General features: G+C 45.6%; 16 protein-coding genes. 15 read left to right on the forward strand and 1 reads right to left on the reverse strand.

Annotated features, from left to right (window positions below):
• The first annotated feature begins 464 nt into the window (after window positions 1–464).
• The 6 genes from leuA (at window position 465) to glpK (ending at window position 8795) form a co-directional block, all read left to right on the forward strand.
• Window positions 465–2036, forward strand: coding sequence for a 2-isopropylmalate synthase (leuA, locus tag IEY18_RS10435; protein WP_188920509.1), 1572 nt, complete (start codon window positions 465–467; stop codon window positions 2034–2036).
• Between the two features lie 73 nt (window positions 2037–2109).
• On the forward strand, window positions 2110–3204 hold the full coding sequence (leuB, locus tag IEY18_RS10440) for a 3-isopropylmalate dehydrogenase (RefSeq protein ID WP_188920511.1): 1095 nt from the start codon (window positions 2110–2112) through the stop codon (window positions 3202–3204).
• The gene (gene leuC, locus IEY18_RS10445) at window positions 3204–4604 is read left to right on the forward strand and encodes a 3-isopropylmalate dehydratase large subunit (RefSeq protein WP_188920512.1); all 1401 of its coding nucleotides are present in this window, start codon (window positions 3204–3206) and stop codon (window positions 4602–4604) included. Before leuB ends, leuC begins: the two co-directional genes overlap by 1 nt.
• 9 nt (window positions 4605–4613) lie before the next feature.
• Window positions 4614–5219 (forward strand): 3-isopropylmalate dehydratase small subunit, encoded by a 606-nt coding sequence (leuD, locus tag IEY18_RS10450; protein WP_188920514.1) that lies wholly within the window; start codon window positions 4614–4616, stop codon window positions 5217–5219.
• 534 nt (window positions 5220–5753) lie between these two features.
• Entirely contained in the window at window positions 5754–7046 is a 1293-nt protein-coding gene (locus IEY18_RS10455; protein WP_188920587.1) for an outer membrane protein transport protein, read from the forward strand.
• A gap of 264 nt (window positions 7047–7310) precedes the next feature.
• Window positions 7311–8795, forward strand: a complete 1485-nt coding sequence (gene glpK / locus IEY18_RS10460; protein ID WP_188920516.1) for a glycerol kinase GlpK — start codon at window positions 7311–7313, stop codon at window positions 8793–8795.
• A 188-nt stretch (window positions 8796–8983) separates the two neighbouring features.
• On the opposite strand, the gene IEY18_RS10465 is transcribed toward glpK, so the two are convergent.
• Entirely contained in the window at window positions 8984–9280 is a 297-nt protein-coding gene (locus tag IEY18_RS10465) for a hypothetical protein (RefSeq protein WP_188920518.1), read from the reverse strand.
• 612 nt (window positions 9281–9892) lie between these two features.
• Here IEY18_RS10465 and mraZ point away from each other — a divergent pair.
• The 9 genes from mraZ to ftsW are packed head-to-tail and all read left to right on the forward strand — an operon-like array spanning window position 9893 to window position 19913.
• Entirely contained in the window at window positions 9893–10351 is a 459-nt protein-coding gene (gene mraZ / locus IEY18_RS10470) for a division/cell wall cluster transcriptional repressor MraZ (RefSeq protein WP_188920520.1), read from the forward strand.
• A 32-nt stretch (window positions 10352–10383) separates the two neighbouring features.
• Window positions 10384–11325 carry a 16S rRNA (cytosine(1402)-N(4))-methyltransferase RsmH gene (gene rsmH, locus IEY18_RS10475; protein ID WP_188920522.1) on the forward strand — a complete coding sequence of 314 codons (942 nt, stop codon included), beginning with the start codon at window positions 10384–10386 and terminating at the stop codon, window positions 11323–11325.
• Window positions 11326–11333: 8 nt separating this feature from the next.
• On the forward strand, window positions 11334–11651 hold the full coding sequence (gene ftsL, locus IEY18_RS10480; protein ID WP_188920524.1) for a cell division protein FtsL: 318 nt from the start codon (window positions 11334–11336) through the stop codon (window positions 11649–11651).
• Window positions 11648–13381, forward strand: coding sequence for a peptidoglycan D,D-transpeptidase FtsI family protein (locus IEY18_RS10485; protein WP_188920526.1), 1734 nt, complete (start codon window positions 11648–11650; stop codon window positions 13379–13381). Before ftsL ends, IEY18_RS10485 begins: the two co-directional genes overlap by 4 nt.
• Entirely contained in the window at window positions 13378–14889 is a 1512-nt protein-coding gene (gene murE / locus IEY18_RS10490; protein ID WP_229779818.1) for a UDP-N-acetylmuramoyl-L-alanyl-D-glutamate--2,6-diaminopimelate ligase, read from the forward strand. Before IEY18_RS10485 ends, murE begins: the two co-directional genes overlap by 4 nt.
• Window positions 14886–16295: a UDP-N-acetylmuramoyl-tripeptide--D-alanyl-D-alanine ligase gene (locus tag IEY18_RS10495; protein ID WP_188920528.1), complete on the forward strand. Its 1410-nt coding sequence runs from the start codon at window positions 14886–14888 to the stop codon at window positions 16293–16295. Before murE ends, IEY18_RS10495 begins: the two co-directional genes overlap by 4 nt.
• Entirely contained in the window at window positions 16296–17378 is a 1083-nt protein-coding gene (gene mraY, locus IEY18_RS10500) for a phospho-N-acetylmuramoyl-pentapeptide-transferase (protein WP_188920530.1), read from the forward strand.
• A 5-nt stretch (window positions 17379–17383) separates the two neighbouring features.
• Window positions 17384–18703, forward strand: a complete 1320-nt coding sequence (gene murD, locus IEY18_RS10505; RefSeq protein WP_188920531.1) for a UDP-N-acetylmuramoyl-L-alanine--D-glutamate ligase — start codon at window positions 17384–17386, stop codon at window positions 18701–18703.
• Window positions 18693–19913 carry a cell division protein FtsW gene (ftsW, locus tag IEY18_RS10510; RefSeq protein ID WP_188920534.1) on the forward strand — a complete coding sequence of 407 codons (1221 nt, stop codon included), beginning with the start codon at window positions 18693–18695 and terminating at the stop codon, window positions 19911–19913. Before murD ends, ftsW begins: the two co-directional genes overlap by 11 nt.
• Window position 19914 lies beyond the last annotated feature (1 nt).

Raw genomic sequence — 19914 nt, forward strand, 5'->3', positions numbered from 1 at the left:
TACTCAACCAATTTTAGTCCCATCTCAAGATGACGATTAGTTTAACAACATTTACTGATATTGCATAAAATATGACGGTTGGATTCTTGAGATTTAGAGATCCGTTGGGTTTTGATAGACAAGAATAACACTTCTAAATAAATGTAATGTCTAGTGGACTCGCAACGACGAAACGAAAAATTATTCAAATATGAAAATTATAGGGTTGACAGCCCATAGCAATGCGGGTTAAAAATTAATCCGTACTTACCACGATAATATAGAATAGTTATATAGATTTGATGAATAACTCAACTGCACTACTTCGACTGATTCTGCTCTTTCTCGCATATTCTGCGCGGAGGATGTAGTGCTGTATGGTAGGTAAGTCACCAGCATTTATATCAACCCCGCGCTAGAGTCGCGGGGTTTTTTATTTTTACGTTTACAAGTTTATATGTGGCCAAGGTTCCGGGAGAACGCCAATGTCTGACCAAGTGATAATTTTCGATACGACGTTACGAGATGGAGAGCAGGCATTAGCGGCCAGTTTGACCGTAAAAGAAAAATTGCAAATCGCATTGGCTCTTGAACGTTTGGGAGTTGATGTGATGGAGGTGGGTTTTCCAGTTTCTTCACCAGGCGACTTTGAATCGGTACAAACCATTGCAAGAAATATAAAAAATAGCCGTGTTTGTGCGTTATCCAGAGCTCTAGAAAAAGATATTGATGCGTGTGCCCAAGCCATGTCGGTCGCGGAGCAGTTTCGAATTCATACATTTATTTCCACCTCGACCATTCACGTAGAAAGCAAGCTCAAGCGCTCATTTGATCAAGTGTTAGAAATGGCGGTCTCTGCGGTGAAGTATGCAAGACGCTTTACGGATGATGTCGAGTTTTCATGTGAAGATGCGGGGCGAACACCGATTGATGATTTATGCCGTATGGTTGAGTCTGCAATCGCCGCCGGAGCGAAAACGATTAACATTCCTGATACCGTGGGATACACGGTGCCCAGTGAATTTAGCGGTATTATTCAAACGTTATTCAATCGGGTCCCCAACATTGATCAAGCGATTATTTCTGTACATTGTCACGACGATTTAGGGCTTTCGGTCGCCAACTCTATTGCAGCGGTACAGCATGGTGCTCGTCAAATTGAGTGTACCGTGAACGGGATTGGTGAGCGTGCGGGTAACTGTTCTCTTGAAGAGATTGCAATGATCTTGTCGACTCGCAAATCAATGTTAGGTTTGAGTACGAACATTAATGCCAAAGAGATCCATCGAACTTCATCTCTTGTCAGCCAGTTGTGCAATATGCCAATTCAATCCAATAAAGCGATTGTTGGGGCCAATGCGTTCACCCATTCCTCGGGGATTCATCAAGACGGAATGCTGAAGTCGCAAAACACCTATGAGATCATGACGCCTGAAAGCATCGGTTTAAGCCGTAGTAATTTAAATATGACGTCCCGGTCAGGGCGACATGTCATTAAGCACAGAATGATGGAAATGGGCTATGACGAAAAAGATTTTGATCTAGATGTTCTTTATGACCAATTCTTAGCTTTAGCGGATAAAAAAGGCCAAGTATTTGACTATGACCTAGAAGCCCTAGCATACATGGAAGCACAGTCGGAGCAAGATGACTTCTATCAGTTACAGCAAATTGTTGTGCAGTCAGACTCTACGGAAGGCGTAGCAACGGCGACGGTGAAGTTATTGGTGAACGGGAGCGAGGTGACAGAAGCCGCTACCGGAAATGGACCGGTTGACGCAGCATATAATGCAATAGAACGGGCAAGTGGTCGCGATATCAATATTACCAGTTACAAGCTCGGAGCCAAAGGTCAGGGTCAGAATGCGCTGGGGCAAGTGGATATTACGGCAAGCTATCAAAATCAAAGCTTCCATGGTTATGGTTTAGCCACGGACGTTGTTGAAGCATCGGCAAATGCGTTGGTTCATGTCATGAATCTCACTTGGCGAGCGGATCAAGTCGCAGATAAAAAACAGCAATTAAAAACACAATCGACTGATCTCGGTGGCGTTTAATTGCTCGTTCAGCCCATACAAATCATATTAAAAAAAACGAAATCAATTTAGCAAAGACGGAAGGTAGGAAAACATGAGTTACCAAGTGGCGGTGTTAGCCGGGGACGGAATTGGGCCAGAAGTGATGGCAGAAGCGCGGAAAGTACTCGCGCAAGTAGAAAAGCGCTTTGAGCTACAAATTGGTTACCAAGACTATGATGTGGGTGGGGTTGCGATCGATAACCATGGTTGCCCACTGCCGGAGGCCACGCTCAAGGGCTGTGAAGCTGCTGACGCTATTTTATTTGGTTCAGTTGGTGGCCCAAAGTGGGAAAACCTACCACCAAATGATCAACCTGAGCGTGGTGCACTACTGCCTCTGCGTGGTCATTTCGAATTATTCTGCAATTTGCGTCCCGCCAAATTACATGCCGGATTAGAGCATATGTCTCCACTGCGCGCAGATATCTCATCCCGAGGCTTTGATGTTTTATGCGTCCGAGAACTTACCGGTGGTATTTATTTTGGCAAGCCTAAAGGTCGCCAAGGTGAAGGAGAAGCTGAAGAAGCTTTTGATACCATGCGCTATAGCCGCGCTGAGGTTCGCCGAATTGCTAAAATCGCCTTTGAAGCTGCACAGGGACGTCGTAAAAAAGTGACCTCAGTGGATAAGGCCAATGTGCTTGCTTGCTCTGTTTTATGGCGAGAAGTCGTCGAAGACGTTGCAAAAGATTACCCAGACGTGACTTTGGAGCATATTTATATTGATAACGCCACGATGCAGCTGTTACGTCGTCCTGATGAGTTTGACGTGATGCTTTGTTCGAATCTTTTTGGCGATATTATTTCTGATGAAATTGCCATGCTAACAGGTTCCATGGGGTTATTGTCTTCTGCAAGCCAAAATAGCAAAGGCTTTGGCCTATATGAGCCAGCCGGTGGCAGTGCACCGGATATTGCGGGACTCGGCATCGCAAACCCTGTCGCGCAAATTCTCTCAGCAGCGCTAATGCTTCGCCATAGTTTTAAAGAAGAAGAGGCAGCAGCGGCTATTGAAAGAGCGGTTTCTAAAGCGCTAAGCGAAGGGTACTTAACGGGTGAGTTATTAGCGGCCGAACAAAGAGCAGATGCTAAACGTACCAGTGAAATGGGTGACTTTATTGCGCAAGCGATTGCGGAGGGTGTGTAATGGCACAAACACTTTATGAAAAAGTTTGGCGTAGCCATGTTGTGACAGAGCCTCAAGGCGAAGCGCCGCTTATTTATGTTGATCGTCACTTAGTCCATGAAGTGACTTCACCGCAAGCATTCAGTGGTCTTAAAGCCGCTGGTCGTAAATTGAGAGCGCCGGAAAAAACATTTGCAACGATGGATCACAACACGTCAACGCAAAGTGCAAGTTTAGATGCATTGAGTCCGATGGCACGAATTCAAGTTGAAACACTCGCCAGCAATTGTGATGAATTTGGCGTCCGCCTTTATGACATTCATCATCCAAATCAAGGCATTGTTCATGTCATGGGGCCAGAACTTGGGATAACGCTTCCTGGTACTGTCATTGTTTGTGGTGATTCACATACCGCAACTCATGGTGCATTTGGTGCATTGGCCTTTGGTATTGGTACCTCAGAAGTTGAACATGTGATGGCGACGCAAACTTTGCGTCAACTCAAAGCCAAAACCATGAAAATTGAAGTGCGTGGTCAAGTCGCAGCGGGGATTACTGCGAAAGACATTATTCTTGCCATTATTGGCAAGACCGGCATGGATGGTGGGACTGGGCATGTCGTGGAATTTTGTGGCCAAGCGATTCGCGACCTTTCCATGGAAGGGCGTATGACGGTTTGTAACATGGCAATTGAAATGGGTGCTAAAGCTGGGATGGTTGCGCCTGATGAAACCACATTTGCGTACTTAAAAGGTCGCGAGTTTGCCCCACAAGGGGATGATTGGGAGCAAGCTGTTGCTGCGTGGAAACAGCTTCGTTCCGACGAAGGCGCCGTTTACGATGCCGAAATAGTGCTCGATGCAGCAGATATTGCACCACAGTTAACGTGGGGAACAAATCCAGGCCAAGTGGTTGGTATTGATCAATGTGTACCTAACCCTGCCAATGAGTCCAATGACACTCTGCGAGATAGCATGACGAAAGCCTTGGCTTATATTGGTCTTGAAGCAGACACACCCATGACGGAAGTGAGTATTAACAAAGTCTTTATTGGCTCATGTACAAATTCCCGTATTGAAGATCTACGCTCTGCGGCGGAACAAGCCAAAGGTCGTAAAGTGGCTGATGGGGTAACGGCACTGGTTGTCCCAGGTTCTGGGCAAGTTAAGTTGCAAGCGGAAGCGGAAGGTTTAGATCAGATCTTTATCGAGGCCGGTTTTGAGTGGCGTCTTCCAGGTTGTTCCATGTGTTTAGCGATGAATGACGACCGTTTGGAAGAAGGTGATCGTTGCGCTTCGACAAGCAACCGGAATTTCGAAGGTCGTCAAGGGCGAGGAAGTTGTACTCACCTTGTGAGTCCTGCGATGGCTGCCGCCGCCGCAATTGCTGGTCGTTTTGTTGATATCCGTAAACCCTATTAGGAGAGAGTTATGCAACCTTTTATTGCTCACACGGGGCTTGCGGTCGCGATTAATACAGCCAATATTGATACAGACCAAATTATTCCGAAGCAGTTTTTATCGAAAGTAACACGGGATGGATTTGGTGTGCATTTATTCCATGATTGGCGCTATCTTGACGATGATGGAGATCAGGTCAATCCAGAGTTCGTAATGAATCAGCCTCGTTATCAAAGTGCAACGATATTGATTGCAGAAGAGAACTTTGGCTGTGGTTCTAGTCGAGAGCATGCGCCATGGGCATTGCAAGACTATGGTTTGAAAGTGATCATTGCGCCAAGCTTTGCTGATATTTTCTATGGTAATTCCATTAACAATGGCCTGCTTCCGGTGAAGTTAAGTCATGAGCAAGTACAACAAATTATTGCAGAGATAGAATCTGAAATCGGGGCACAGGTTAGTGTTGATTTAGAAAACTTAAAAGTGATCTCGCCTTCCGGTGCAACGTTTGATTTTACGATTGCTGAATCTGCACGAAAGAATTTGCTCAAAGGTCTTGATGCTATTGGGTTAACGCTGAGTTTCGATCAAAACATTTCTGGATACGAAGCTGCAATTCCAGCTTGGCGACGTTAATCTTGATTAAGTGAGATTTGTTGTCGCGACTTTTGTTCGAAATTGGCGTACAACCGTACCAAGTGATTGTTTAGTAATTGTTAAAGCCCTTGTGAAAGACACAGGGGCTTTTTTTATCACATATTTGATTCATCTTAGGCTTTGATATGTATGACTTTTTTTGTGCTTTCGGCCTGAGGTTACATCGCGTTTTTTGGCGTCAGTATAATATGCTGTGACTGCTTTTATATGGGCGGTGACGGTTGTTCGCTGTTAAATTTGCGATTAACGTTTTGTATTTATTGTATTTAAATTGTTTTGTTGGATGGTTTTTTTTTCGTTTCGGCGTACGTTGTTCGGATTGTGTATGCTGTACTTTTTTAATAAATGAGACGTTTAGCCATTTCGCCTCTACTTAATCGGTTTTTTCTAGAATAATCCTCTGTTTTTTTTGCTTTGGTTGCAAAGAAATCCTGTTTGATTAAACTGCAGCCCATTTTTAACTTGAGTTAATACTCTAGTTCAGCAAGTCAAAATAGAAAGCAGGGAATAATGATGAAGAAGCACATATTATCTGTCGCCATCGGTGGCGCCTTATTGAGTTCAGCAATACAAGTTAATGCCGCAGGATTTCAACTTGCTGAATATTCAGCCACAGGCCAAGGTCGCTCTTTTGCTGGTGAAGCTGCAATCGCTGACAATGCGTCAGCTCAAGGAAGAAACCCTGCACTTTTAAGCTATCTTGACGGTCGACAGTTCTCAGCGGGTGCGATTTACGTCATGCCAGATGTTGATGTTGAAGGAAATATGACATTGATGCAGCCGTCAATGAGCTTTGATGCGTCAATCTATGATGTTGCTGACAACGCCGTGGTGCCGAACTTTTATTATTCCACGCGGATTGACGAGCAATGGGCTTGGGGTCTGGCAGTCAACTCAAACTATGGTCTGAAAACGGAGTTGCCTACCGACCATAATGCAGCTGTATTTGGCAATCATACCTCGGTCACAACCGTAGAGCTGAATCCAAATCTTGCTTATCGATTGAGTGAGCAAGTGAGTATCGGTGCCGGTCTCCGAGTTGTTTATGGCGAAGGCGAAATCAGTGCGAGTGTCCCGACTTGGATGGCCGCTGCTGTGCCAGTTCCTGCAGGTACACAACTGAAAGGTCTAAAGGGGGATGACGTTGCATTGGGCTGGCAGGTTGGCTCGACTTGGCAAGTAGATGAAAATCATCGATTTGGTATTGCTTACCATAGTGGCGTTAAATTAGAACTGGCTGGTACAGCTTCAGGCTTGCAGTACACCGGTGGCCAGCCTGTGAGTATTGATGGTTATATGCCGCTAGAGCTTCCTGCATTTGCTGAAGTCTCTTCATTTCATCAATTAGATAACCAGCTTGCGATTCACACCAGTATAAATTGGACCCAATGGAGTGTGTTTGATGAGCTTCGTGCATATTTCCCGGGTGATGTTAAGCCCATTGGTAATATCGATTCGGATCTGGTCAAGGTTGAAAACTTCAATGACAACTGGCGTTTTGCGCTTGGCACGACATACCAATTTAATGATCAATGGTTAGTCAGAACCGGTATCGCTGTCGATAAAACCGCGGTAGATGATGAATATAGAACGATTACTATTCCTGACTCTGACCGTATCTGGTTGAGTGCGGGAATTGGCTATCAGCCAAACAAAGACTTAGCGATAGATGTTTCGCTGACTTATATTGACGCTCATGGCGTATCTAAGATTAACGAATTTGAGCCATCAGTTGGGGCAACGTTTGACGGTGCAGCAGATGGCAGGGTTTGGCTTGCAGGTATACAAATGAGCTATAAAATCTAAAAGCGAATCAGGTTCATCAATGAAAAAGCCCCGCATTCGTGGGGCTTTTTTGTTGAAAATTTATGTAATCTTAGGCGCACTTTTTATTCTATCTATTTGCAATTTGTGTAATCAAATCGCAACCTTAATTGCGCTGTCTATGGTCGACCCGCTGTGAGCCGTCTAGGCTTAAATAAAACTGGGATCTGAATTGCATGCTCGAATAGTGTTTTGTGTTACCCGTGGACTATCCCTACTTATTACGCGTTGAAGAGGAATCAAAATTTGTCAAAGCAATATGTCATCGCCTTAGATCAAGGGACCACAAGTTCCCGAGCGATACTTTTCGATCATCACGCGAATATTGTGGCTTCATCACAACGAGAATTTTCTCAGCATTACCCTAAAGCGGGTTGGGTAGAGCATGACCCAATGGAAATATGGGCGTCTCAGAGTTCAGTTCTGATTGAAACGATCGCAAGGGCTGGGATCCGCAGTGAGGATGTCGCTGCAATTGGCATCACCAATCAACGGGAAACGACCGTAATATGGGATAAAGTTACCGGTAAGCCCATATATAATGCCATTGTTTGGCAGTGTCGTCGAAGCCAGCAGGTTTGCCAAGATTTGAAGCAGCAAGGGCATGAAGCCTTGATTCGGCAGAAAACCGGGTTGGTTCTCGACCCATATTTCTCTGCGAGTAAAATCCAGTGGCTTCTTGATAATATCGAAGGCGCTCGAGAAAAAGCTGAAAGTGGGCAGCTCTTATTTGGCACCATCGATACATGGTTAGTTTGGAAGCTAACGGAAGGGAAACAGCACGTCACTGACCCAACTAACGCGTCGCGTACAATGTTATTTGATATTCATCGTCAACAGTGGGATGACACGCTGCTGCAGCTGTTTAACATTCCCCGTTCTATGCTGCCCGAGGTTAGGCCTTCTTGCGCAATATATGGCACCACGCGTATTGCCGGTGAGGGAAGTGAAATTAAAATCGCGGGTATGGCTGGTGATCAACAGGCGGCTTTATTCGGGCAACTCTGTATTGAACCGGGTATGGCAAAAAATACCTATGGGACAGGGTGTTTTTTATTGATGAATACTGGCAAAAAAGCAGTGACTTCTAATCACGGCCTGTTAACGACCATTGCAGTTGGCGCGAAGGGGGAAGTGAATTACGCCCTAGAAGGTGCAGTGTTTATGGGAGGCGCGACTATTCAATGGTTGCGAGATGAACTTGGTTTGATTCGTGACGCGCAAGACACTGAATATTTTGCTCGTAAAGTTGCAGATACCAATGGGGTATATTTGGTTCCAGCATTTGTCGGGCTTGGTGCGCCGTATTGGGATTCTGAGGCTCGAGGCGCGCTGGTTGGGTTGACGCGCGGCGCAAACCGTAACCATATAATTCGCGCGGCACTAGAAGCCATCGCTTACCAAAGTAAAGATGTACTGGATGCCATGGTGAAAGATAGTGGTGTATCCCTTCAGCATTTAAAAGTTGATGGAGGCGCAGCAAATAATGATTTTTTAATGCAGTTTCAAGCTGATATTAATCACCAAAGCGTATTCCGTCCCAAGCTTATTGAAACCACAGCACTTGGCGCAGCGTTTCTTGCTGGGATTGCAGTTGGCTTTTGGGACTCGACTCAAGAACTACAACAAATCGCACAAGTTGAAAAAGCGTTCAATCCAGAGTTAGATGTCCAGATTTGTGAGCAACTGTACATTGGTTGGAAGGATGCTGTGGCACAGACACTGAAATAGCCACAGCCCTAGGCAAAAACAAGCATTTAGGTCTGTGTGCGGATTATTTAGGAATAAGGTGCGTGGATTGAGAGAATAAAGCAAGATGAAAAACGCACAGTTTGTATAACCAAGAACTGCTCATATCCATAGTCGCGGCGTGGCTTTGGGTTACCGCTCATCATATGATTTTTTGCAAAGGCTTGAGATCAAGCCATGACATCAATATGCAAGCTTCTTTTGATCTCTTCGATAACATTTTCACCTTCGCGACGCCCTTTGCCAAGTCGTCGATCGACTCGAGGTCTTCGGCTGGCATCCGCAGATTGGCGACGATCCTTTTTAGGTTTTCTTCGCTCTAAATGTGGAGGCAGTTGCGACTGAGGCGCCTCATGGCTATCAGGTGCAAGCCCATCGCCTTTTTTAACTTGGTCGACCACACGCTTTTTCTCCAACGCAACGCGTGCAGGAACCGCTGTCATTGCATAGATACTATCTAATCCCATTGTCTTGACTCCTTGAAATCATGCTCCTTTATTTGCTATCGGCATCGATTGTTGAATATTTAGACTCAATTTTTTGCACAAAGTTACATGTGAAGAAACTGCTTGAATCAAGAAAGACATTAAGATTTGTTTAAGTCGACGATCTAGCTTTTGGGTCAGTCTTTTGGCTGAAATATGAATGTTCTCGATCTATGTCTGGCTTCAATAGAATTTTGGGAAAGAACAAGTCCGATCATAGTTTCATCATTTGTGTGATGTTCAGTGTGGATGATTAGGTTACTGTTTATCGATCGGGCTTGCAGCGCCAAATTTAAAATACCGCATCATCTGGGGTACCGATCGAATTTCAGATACCATATAGGGTGCTTTTTACGGATGAGCTCCCGTCAATAGTGTTTGTTTTTTCTCCATTTTCATCATAACGTGCATGCATAAAATAGCGTCTGTTTATGCCGTTTCTTTTCATGCCGAACAAGCAGCTAACCCGCTTGATTACTGACTTTTTTAATCTATGCCTTCCCTTGACATTACTTGCAACACTTCCCTAAACTAGAGGTCTGTGGGAAATAGTGGATCAATGTGGATCATTTTATTAAGGCAGGGATGAACTAAGTGTTTCGGGGAGCGAGTGCAATTAATTTGGATGCCAAAGGTCGGATCGCTATTCCAAAGCGATACCGAGAATCTTTGCATGCTGAGCACCAAGGCAAACTCGTCATCACCGTCGACATATCGTCACCTTGTTTATTGATTTACCCCCAACACCAGTGGACTGAAATTGAAGCCAAATTGCTGCGCCTGTCGGATACCAATCCAACACAGCGCAAGCTAAAACGATTGCTGTTGGGTCACGCTCATGAGTGTGAGTTAGATAGCCTAGGACGGATCTTACTTCCCTCGTCGCTTCGTAATTTCGCCCAGCTAGAAAAGCACAGCATGCTGGTTGGTCAGCTTAATAAGTTTGAGTTATGGAATGAATCTGCATGGCATCAAGAGATCGAAGATGATCTCGAAACGATACAGAGCCTGAACCTATCAGAAGTCGATGGCCTTGAAGACTTCTCATTGTAATGAGAGTCGTTAACTAACGAAAGAAGAGTGTAATGAGCCAAGAATTTGCCCATGTGTCGGTATTGTTAAAAGAGACGATTGCAGGGCTGAACATTCGGCCTGACGGCATTTATATCGACGGAACATTTGGTCGAGGCGGACACTCGCGACAAATTTTGCAGCAACTTGGTGAGAATGGACGATTGATTGCAATTGATCGCGATCCTCAAGCCATCGAAGCTGCAAAACAATTTGCAGATGATCAACGTTTTCAAATTGTCCATGGTGGTTTCGGCCAGTTGGGTCAATATGTTGCTGAATTAGGCCTAACGGGGAAAATTGACGGGATATTGCTTGATCTCGGAGTGTCTTCACCTCAGTTGGATGATGCCGAACGTGGATTTAGTTTCTTACGAGATGGTCCACTAGATATGCGTATGGACAATAGTCAAGGAGAAACCGCGGCTCAATGGATAGCCCGTGCTGACATCGAAGATATGGCGTGGGTTTTTAAAACTTATGGCGAAGAGCGGAACGGCAAACACATTGCTCGTTGTATTGCCGCTGATCGCGAACAGAAACCATTTGAACGCACAAAAGATTTAGCGGATTTAATTTTTAGAATCACGAAAAAGAAAGAAAAGAATAAGCACCCAGCAACACGGGTCTTTCAGGCAATTCGAATCTACATCAATAGTGAGCTTGAGCAGATCGATCAGGCGCTTGAGGGGGGCTTGAAGGTGCTTGCGCCCCAAGGACGGTTTTCCATCATTAGTTTTCACTCACTAGAAGACCGCATGGTCAAACGTTTTGTGCGCCGTCATAGCACTGCGAAAGAAGTTCCTTTTGGCTTGCCTGTGACTGAAGAAGAGCTGAATAAAGATCGAACGTTAAAGCCGATTGGTAAAGCATTAAAGCCTTCAAAAGAAGAGCTTGAATTAAACCCTCGAGCCAGAAGTTCTGTGCTTCGAGTTGCTGAGCGTCTTGAGTATTAGGTGTGGCGATGACAACAAAACCACAGCTCAATCTGACGCGCATAGTTTTACAAGATATATGGCACCACATCTGGGTGGTGATCTTAGCTGTGGTACTTGTAGTCAACGCCGCAGCCGTGGTTTTTGCGAGCCACAAAAGCAGACAACTAACGAGCCAATGGGATCAGTTGCTGCAGCAAAGGGATAAATTGGATATTGAATGGCGTAATTTATTGTTAGAGGAGCAATCGCTTTCTGAACATAGCCGAATTACGCAGATTGCCACCAAAGATTTGGGAATGAGTCGACCGCTCCCTAATGAAGAAGTGGTTGTGAGGGTACCGTGAGTAGACAAGCAAAACGCAAACAAAAACCAGAACCTATCCAATGGCGACTCGTCGTCGTGGTGACTTTTGTGTGTCTATTGTTTACTAGCTTGGTTGGTCGTGCTGCTTATATTCAAATTATTGAGCCAGAAAAACTTCGCCATGAAAGTGATATGCGCACTTTGCGTACCACAAGCCGTGCGGTGCAAAGGGGGCTTATCACCGATCGCAATGGTGAGATGCTTGCTGTAAGTGTGCCAGTTCGTGCTGTATATGCAGATCCCAAAACTGTGCATGATCGCCAAGGTTTTGAAGATATGCGTCGCTGGCGTGCTTTGGCTGATGTATTGCACTTACCTATGGAAGATCTCGTGACTCGAGTGAAGTCTTCTAACAAACGGTTTATTTATCTGAAGCGCCAAGTAACACCTGCGGTTGCTGAATATATCAAGCAGCTAAAATTACCGGGCATTCGTTTAAAGCCTGAATCCCGCCGCTATTATCCGTCTGGTGAAATTGCATCGCAGCTGATTGGCATTACCAACATTGATGATAAAGGCATTGAAGGCATCGAGCATACCTATAATGGTTGGTTAACCGGAAAAGCCTCGAAGCAAAAAGTGCGTAAGTCGCGTGACGGTAAAGTTGTCGAGCGCTTGGATGTGGTTGAAGAAGGGGAAAGCCCCAATGATTTGGTGTTGAGTATTGACCATCGAATCCAGCAGCTTGCATATCGTGAACTGAAAAAAGCCACAGAAATTCATCAGGCAACCTCGGGTTCAGTCGTCGTTTTAGATGTGAATACTGGCGAAGTTTTGGCGATGGTAAATACGCCTTCATATAACCCGAACTCACCTGACAAATTGCAAGCATATAAAATGCGTAATAGAGCTTTGACTGATGCTTTTGAGCCGGGATCGGTCATGAAGCCTTTTGTGATGGCCGCTGCGCTAGAAGCAAAAACCATTAAACCCGATCAATTAATTAAGACCTCTCCGGGGTGGATGCGAATCGGTGGCCGGCAGGTTCGAGATAGCAGTAACTATGGTGATCTCTCGCTTGAACGAATCTTGGTGAAATCAAGTAACATCGGTATTTCTAAAATTGCGTTATCGATGCCTGTTGAGCAACTACTCGGAACTTATGCGTCCCTTGGACTCGGCAGTTTTAGTGGTATTGACTTGGTCGGTGAAAGCACCGGAAAAGTACGCGATGGCCATCGCTGGTCTGATTTTGAGCGTGCAACGCTGTCTTTTGGTTATGGATTAACGGTCTCGACCCTTCAAATCGCAAGAATGTATGCCACCTTGGGTAGTGAAGGGGTGCTGTATCCAACATCTGTCGTTAAATTAAAACAAGCGCCTGAAGGCGTTCAAGTCATTTCGCCAGAAGTGGCAAGACAGGTGATGAACATGCTTGAAGGAGTGACTCAGAAACAAGGGACTGCAGCGAAGGCGTATATTGCTGGTTACCCAGTGGCGGGTAAGACCGGGACAAGCCGTAAAGCAGTTGCCGGTGGATATGGCGAAGACTATATCGCATCTTTTGCAGGTGTTGCACCAACACATAACCCTCGGCTTGCTATTGTGGTCACGGTGAATGAGCCAAAAGGCGATCATTATTACGGTGGTGATGTCGCTGCACCTGTGTTTGCGAAAGTGATGTCGGGTGCATTACAAATGCTTAATGTTGAACCCATTAGCCAAAGAGAGCAGGTTCGCTTAGCCGGTGTCGCGAGGAGGAGCAAATGATTTTAATCAAAGATTTGCTTGCCCCTTGGTTTCATTATGCCGGCTCTGAAGCAATTGACCAGATGACACTTGATAGTCGTCAAGTACAGACAGGGAGTCTATTTGTTGCTGTGCCTGGCTATCAGGTTGATGGTCGCGAATTTATTGATACGGCAATTCAACAAGGCGCCGCTGCGGTTCTAGCCCATACAGATGAGCCAGAACATCATGGTCAAGTGAGTTACAAGCCTCAAGGAAGCGTTCCAGTTATTTCGTTTTTTCAACTGACAAGACAGCTTTCCGCTGTTGCTGGACAATGTTATCCATTGCAAGTCAGTCAAACCAAGTTTATTGGAATTACAGGGACCAATGGCAAAACGTCAGTAAGCCAATTGATTGCTCAAATTGCCGAACTTCTCCATCAGAAAGCTGCAGTCATGGGCACCTTAGGCAATGGAATGTGGGGAAAGCTAGTTGAGACCGGCAATACGACCGCAGATGCCGTCACCTTGGCCAAACAGCTTGCGAAGTTTCAAACCCTTGGCGCGCAAATTTGTGCGATGGAAGTCTCAAGTCATGGTTTAGTGCAAGGGCGCGTGGAAGCGGTGCCTTTTGAAGTCGCCGTATTTACGAACTTAAGCCGTGATCATCTTGATTATCATGGTGATATGGATGCTTATGGTGCTGCGAAAAAGCGCTTATTCACCTTTCCGCATCTAAAATCTGCAGTGTTAAATGTTGATGACGCCGTTGGCGAACAATGGTTTGCTGAACTTTCAACTCAACCATCGAAAACGGCGCTTGGCTATAGTACACAAGCCAGCAAGTTTGCAGATATCTTTACTGAGAATGCACGCTATCATTATGCCGGCGTCGACGCTGAAATTTGTTGGCCTCGTGGCCGCGGAAAAATCCAGTCTCCTTTATTGGGTGAGTTTAATTTATCCAATTTGCTAGCGGCGCTTGCGGCTTTATATGCCGCAGGAGAAAATATGGAGCAAATGCTAGCCGTAGTTCCTCAATTAAAAGCTGTACCTGGGAGAATGGAGAAGTTTGCGTCTGCTAATGAGCAAACGAAAGGCGTGAGTTTAGTTGTTGATTATGCCCATACACCAGATGCGATTGAACAAGCATTAAAAGCGCTGCGAGTTCACTGTCGCCGTAAGTTGTGGTGCATTTTTGGTTGTGGCGGCGATCGCGATCAAGGTAAACGCCCGTTAATGGCGCGCGCCGCGGAACAGTATGCGGATTGTGTCGTCGTTACCAGTGATAACCCCCGCAGTGAAAGCCCTGAAGCGATCATCGCGCAAGTGGTTTCCGGATTAGAAATGCCTCAAAGTGCAACGGTTATCGCAGAGCGGAAGGATGCAATTCAAAAAGCATTACAAAATGCACAATCAGGCGATATTTTATTGCTTGCCGGAAAAGGGCATGAAACTTACCAAGAAGTCGCAGGACAAAAGCGGTTTTATGATGAGCGTCAGTTTGCCGCCGAAATCATGAGCAACGCACAAGGGGCAAGCTTATGATCCCATTAAATTTCAAACAAGTCGCCACGCATCTGCAAGCCAAACTTGTCAATTTTGATAGTAGCTCAGCAACAATGTTTGAGCAGGTCAGTACTGACAGTCGCAATATTCAACCCAAAACTTTGTTTGTCGCTCTTAAAGGTGAGCGATTTGATGGCCATGACTTTGCGATGGTCGCTTATGAGAATGGTGCGCAGGCACTTTTAGTCGAAAAAGTATTACCGATAGCAGTGCCACAATTGATTGTGAACGACACATTAAAGGCGCTTGGTCAGCTTGGAGCGTTGGTGAGTTCAATGGTTGCGCCTAAGCGTGTCGCATTAACGGGTTCGAACGGCAAAACCACGGTTAAAGAAATGGTGTCGAGTATTCTTGCGACGCAATTTAAGGTGCTTTTTACCGCAGGGAACTTTAATAATGAAATTGGTGTGCCACTGACCTTGCTACGGTTATCGGCTCAGGACCAAGTCGGTGTTTTCGAATTGGGTGCGAATCATTTGGGCGAGATTGACTATACATCTTCATTGGTCAAGCCAGATGTCGCACTCGTTAATAATGTCGCCAGCGCACACCTTGAAGGCTTTGGCAGTCAAGATGGTGTTGCTCAAGCCAAGTCAGAGATTTTTTCGCATTTGCAAGCTCAAGGCACTGCGGTCATTAATCTAGATGATGATTATTGGCCTGTGATGCAAGCTGCGGCAGGTTCTCGGTCGCGCCTTTACTATTCTGTCAATTCGAACATCCAGCTACCTGAAGGTGTTGATTTAAATTGTTTTGTCAGTGTGACCAATACGATCGCGGATCACGCAGGTTGCTATCAATTTGAGTTGTGTCATCAGGGTCAGCAGCAACCCATTCAGCTCAAGCTCATGGGACGGCATCAAGTGGCGAACGCGTTAGCGGCGTCTTGTATTGCGTTGGCGTTAGGGTTATCGCTTTCCCAAATTTGCCAAGGATTAGAAGCAATGGAGCCTGTTAAAGGGCGCATGGTGCCTGCGCAACTTGGCAGTGTTCAAGTGGTTGATGATAGTTACAATGCCAACCCTGCTTCAGTGAAAGCTGCCATTCATTGGTTGCAAGAAATACAAAATAAAACCTGTTTAGTGTTGGGAGATTTAGGTGAATTAGGAGAGAATGCGGCAGCTTTGCATCGTCAACTGGGACAATATGCCAAATCACAAGGGGTTGATGCCTTATTTTGTACAGGTCAGCTTACTCAAGAAACCAGTGACGAATTTGGCGCTGAACATCACCAAGATATTGAATCTTTGTGTGTTCGTTTAATTGAATATATTCAGCAGTCTTCACAACCGCTGACTGTTTTAGTAAAGGGCTCTCGCAGTTCCGCTATGGAACGTGTTATCGAGAGACTATCGGCCGCTTACGAGCGCGGGGAGTTTGTGTAAATGCTGGTTTATCTAGCCGAGTACTTAACTCAGTTTCATACTGGGTTTAATGTATTTTCATATGTAACATTTCGGGCCATTCTCGGGCTTTTGACCGCATTGATGTTCAGTTTATGGTGGGGCCCCAAACTGATCGAAAGGCTCCAGCTTTTACAAATTGGCCAGGTTGTGCGAGACGATGGGCCAGAGTCTCATTTTAGCAAGCGCGGTACGCCGACGATGGGAGGCTTATTAATTCTTGCTGGTATCTTTATTAGTGTCTTGCTGTGGGGAGATCTCGGCAGCCGTTATGTATGGGTGATGCTATTTGTTTTAGCGAGTTTTGGGCTCGTTGGCTTTATTGATGATTATCGTAAAGTCGTACGAAAGGATTCAAAGGGCTTAATCGCTAGATGGAAGTATATCTTGCAGTCATTAGCAGCACTTGCGATTGCGGCGTATTTGTATTTTTCTGCAGGTCAGCCAGGTGAGACCCAGCTTGTGGTTCCTTTCTTTAAGGATGTCATGCCGCAGTTGGGCGGTTTCTTTATTGTGTTGGCCTATTTCACCATTGTTGGCTCTAGCAATGCCGTGAACCTAACCGATGGTTTGGACGGATTAGCGATTATGCCGACGGTAATGGTGGCCGCGGCGTTTGCTTTGATAGCTTATCTTTCCGGCCACTCGCAATTTGCGAATTATTTACATATTCCTTATTTACCGGGTTCTGGCGAGCTCGTGATTGTTTGTACTGCTATGGTGGGCGCCGGCCTAGGGTTTCTTTGGTTTAACACCTATCCAGCACAGGTCTTTATGGGGGATGTTGGATCCCTCGCTTTAGGCGCAGCACTTGGTGCAATGGCGGTTTTAGTTCGCCAAGAAATTTTGCTGGTGATTATGGGGGGCGTATTTGTCATGGAAACCATGTCCGTTATTTTACAGGTCGGTTCGTATAAATTGCGTGGGCAGCGTATTTTCCGCATGGCACCTATCCATCATCATTATGAATTGAAAGGCTGGCCAGAGCCGCGCGTGATTGTGCGTTTCTGGATTATTTCTCTATTCCTAGTGCTACTTGGTTTAGCGACGTTGAAGTTGAGGTAAATCCAATGCCACAGAAGTTTTCTCACATCGTTTTAGGTTTAGGTGCTACAGGTATGTCTGTAGTACGTTACCTGTGTGAGCAAGGGATTGTACCTCTGGTTATGGACTCTAGGCGCAACCCTCCAGGTATTGAGCAATTAAAGAATGAACTCCCACAGGTGGCGTTGCAATGTGGTGGATTTGATTGTCGGCAATTGGTGCAAGCAAACCAGATTATTATCAGCCCTGGTATTTCAGTGAATACTCCAGAAGTAAAAGCCGCTGCGGATATGGGGATTGAAGTGATTGGTGATGTGGAGCTGTTTGCTCGAGCCATTCAGGAGCAAGGTGCAAAAGTACTTGCCATTACTGGCTCAAATGGCAAAAGCACAGTCACGACGCTTGTCGGTGAAATGGCTAAAGCGGAAGGTCTTAATGTTGCCGTAGGTGGCAATATTGGTATTCCAGTGCTTTCGCTTTTAAAACAACGTGCTGATTTGTACGTATTGGAATTATCCAGTTTTCAGTTGGAAACAACACGCAGTTTGAATTGTACAGCGGCAACCTGTTTGAACGTCAGTGAAGACCATATGGATCGCTATGACGACTTTAGGGCATATCGAGAAGCTAAATTATCGCTTTACCAGCAAACGCAAAAAGTCATTTTTAATCGTGATGATGAGCTAACGAAGCCTCATATTGATGTCGCAACGAACAGTTTTGGCCTTTCAAAACCAGAGGCTGACGATTGGGGCGTGAGCGATGGCATGATCTGCCATGGTGAGGATACTGTTATGCCTCTGCTCGACGTCAAATTAATTGGTCAACACAATCAAACAAATATTGTAGCAGCGATGGCATTAACTGCAGCTGCTGGTGTATCTGCAAAGGCGATGAAAGAAGTCGCCATGACGTTTGGAGGCTTGTCGCATCGATGTGAGGTTGTATCTGTCACAAATGGCGTTACTTATGTAAACGACTCGAAGGCGACAAATGTTGGTGCAACCGTCGCAGCGCTAGAAGGGTTATCCAACTATCCTGGTAACGTTATTTTGATTGCTGGGGGTGACAGTAAGGGTGCTGACTTTACTTGTATGGCGGATGCCATGGAAGCTGTCGACTATTTAATTACTTTGGGTCGTGATGGCGACAAGGTAGCGGCGTTAAAGCCGGATTCAATCACAGTTAATTCGATGCAATCGGCGGTTAAAAAAGCGAGTAAACTCGCTGAAGATGGGGACATGGTTTTACTGTCTCCAGCCTGTGCAAGCATTGATATGTATGACAACTTTATGAAACGAGGCCAAGATTTCTGCTTGGCAGTGGAGTCACTCGATGGCAAGTGATGGACGTCAATTAGCATTATTTGGTGGAAACCTAAGTTGGTCTTTACCAGGATTATTTCAGGAGCGTTCCGCCCCTGGAATGCAGCTTTATGATCGTACTTTACTTGTTGCTATTGTCTCTCTGATTTGTTTTGGCTTTGTGATGGTTATGTCTGCCTCGATGCCTGAAGCGCAAAGCTTAACAGGCAACCCTTGGCATTTTGTTATTCGTCATGTGGCTTATTTGGCGGGTTGCTTTGTCATCGCGTTAGTGGTGTTGAGTTTAAGTGTAGAGCGTTGGTTACAGGCTAGCTCTCCATTACTGCTGATTGTTGGTGTCATGTTGCTTGCGGTGCCTTTTGTCGGTATTACGGTAAATGGTGCAACGCGTTGGTTGCCTCTTGGGATTGCAAGGTTACAGGTGGCAGAGCTAGCTAAATTTGCTTTCGCAATTTACATGTCCGGTTATTTGGTTCGGCGTCATCAAGAGGTTCGCGAGAATGCAAAAGGCTTTTATAAGCCGATCGCCGTATTTGCCGTTTATGCATTTTTAATCTTGATGCAGCCGGATCTAGGCACTGTCGTCGTGCTATTTGTCGGAACCGTCGGTTTACTTTTCCTTGCCGGCGCAAGGTTGCTCGATTTTTTCGCCTTAATTCTTACGGGGATATTGGCATTTGTTGGCTTGGTGCTTGCTGCACCATATCGGATGCGGCGGGTAACTTCATTTATGGATCCTTGGCGGGATCCGTTTGGCGATGGTTATCAATTAACTCAGTCGCTCATGGCTTATGGCCGAGGCGATTGGTTTGGTCAGGGGCTCGGGAATAGTATTCAAAAGATGAAGTATTTACCTGAGGCGCATACGGACTTTATTTTTGCTGTCATAGGTGAAGAACTTGGCTTTGTGGGTATCGTCGTGGTACTTGCTGTTTTGCTTTTTGTTGCGTTGCGAGCGATTCGTCTTGGCAATATGTGTCTCGCCATGGAGCGAGCATTTGAAGGGTACCTCGCCTATTCCATCGGCATTTGGTTTTGTTTCCAAACGGTGGTGAATGTTGGCGCAAGTATTGGCATGTTACCGACGAAAGGATTGACATTGCCATTTGTCAGTTATGGTGGCAGTAGCCTGTGGGTGATGACGGCTGCAGCAATGTTACTGATCCGTATTGATCATGAACGTCGACTGAGTTTAATTCAAGCCGTTCAAGGGGGGCGAGGTCGTGAATAAC

It is taken from the genome of Shewanella gelidii, assembly GCF_014647855.1.
GTDB classification, from domain to species: Bacteria; Pseudomonadota; Gammaproteobacteria; order Enterobacterales; family Shewanellaceae; genus Shewanella; species Shewanella gelidii.

What these genes read in the sequence shown, in the direction of transcription:
- leuD (WP_188920514.1), top strand. Translation starts at nt 4,614, where the DNA reads ATGCAACCTTTTATTGCTCACACGGGGCTTGCGGTCGCGATTAATACA.
- ftsW (WP_188920534.1), top strand. Translation starts at nt 18,693, where the DNA reads ATGGCAAGTGATGGACGTCAATTAGCATTATTTGGTGGAAACCTAAGT.
- rsmH (WP_188920522.1), top strand. Translation starts at nt 10,384, where the DNA reads ATGAGCCAAGAATTTGCCCATGTGTCGGTATTGTTAAAAGAGACGATT.
- mraY (WP_188920530.1), top strand. Translation starts at nt 16,296, where the DNA reads ATGCTGGTTTATCTAGCCGAGTACTTAACTCAGTTTCATACTGGGTTT.
- leuB (WP_188920511.1), top strand. Translation starts at nt 2,110, where the DNA reads ATGAGTTACCAAGTGGCGGTGTTAGCCGGGGACGGAATTGGGCCAGAA.
- ftsL (WP_188920524.1), top strand. Translation starts at nt 11,334, where the DNA reads ATGACAACAAAACCACAGCTCAATCTGACGCGCATAGTTTTACAAGAT.
- IEY18_RS10495 (WP_188920528.1), top strand. Translation starts at nt 14,886, where the DNA reads ATGATCCCATTAAATTTCAAACAAGTCGCCACGCATCTGCAAGCCAAA.
- murD (WP_188920531.1), top strand. Translation starts at nt 17,384, where the DNA reads ATGCCACAGAAGTTTTCTCACATCGTTTTAGGTTTAGGTGCTACAGGT.
- leuA (WP_188920509.1), top strand. Translation starts at nt 465, where the DNA reads ATGTCTGACCAAGTGATAATTTTCGATACGACGTTACGAGATGGAGAG.
- IEY18_RS10455 (WP_188920587.1), top strand. Translation starts at nt 5,754, where the DNA reads ATGAAGAAGCACATATTATCTGTCGCCATCGGTGGCGCCTTATTGAGT.
- IEY18_RS10465 (WP_188920518.1), bottom strand. Translation starts at nt 9,280, where the DNA reads ATGGGATTAGATAGTATCTATGCAATGACAGCGGTTCCTGCACGCGTT.
- leuC (WP_188920512.1), top strand. Translation starts at nt 3,204, where the DNA reads ATGGCACAAACACTTTATGAAAAAGTTTGGCGTAGCCATGTTGTGACA.
- murE (WP_229779818.1), top strand. Translation starts at nt 13,378, where the DNA reads ATGATTTTAATCAAAGATTTGCTTGCCCCTTGGTTTCATTATGCCGGC.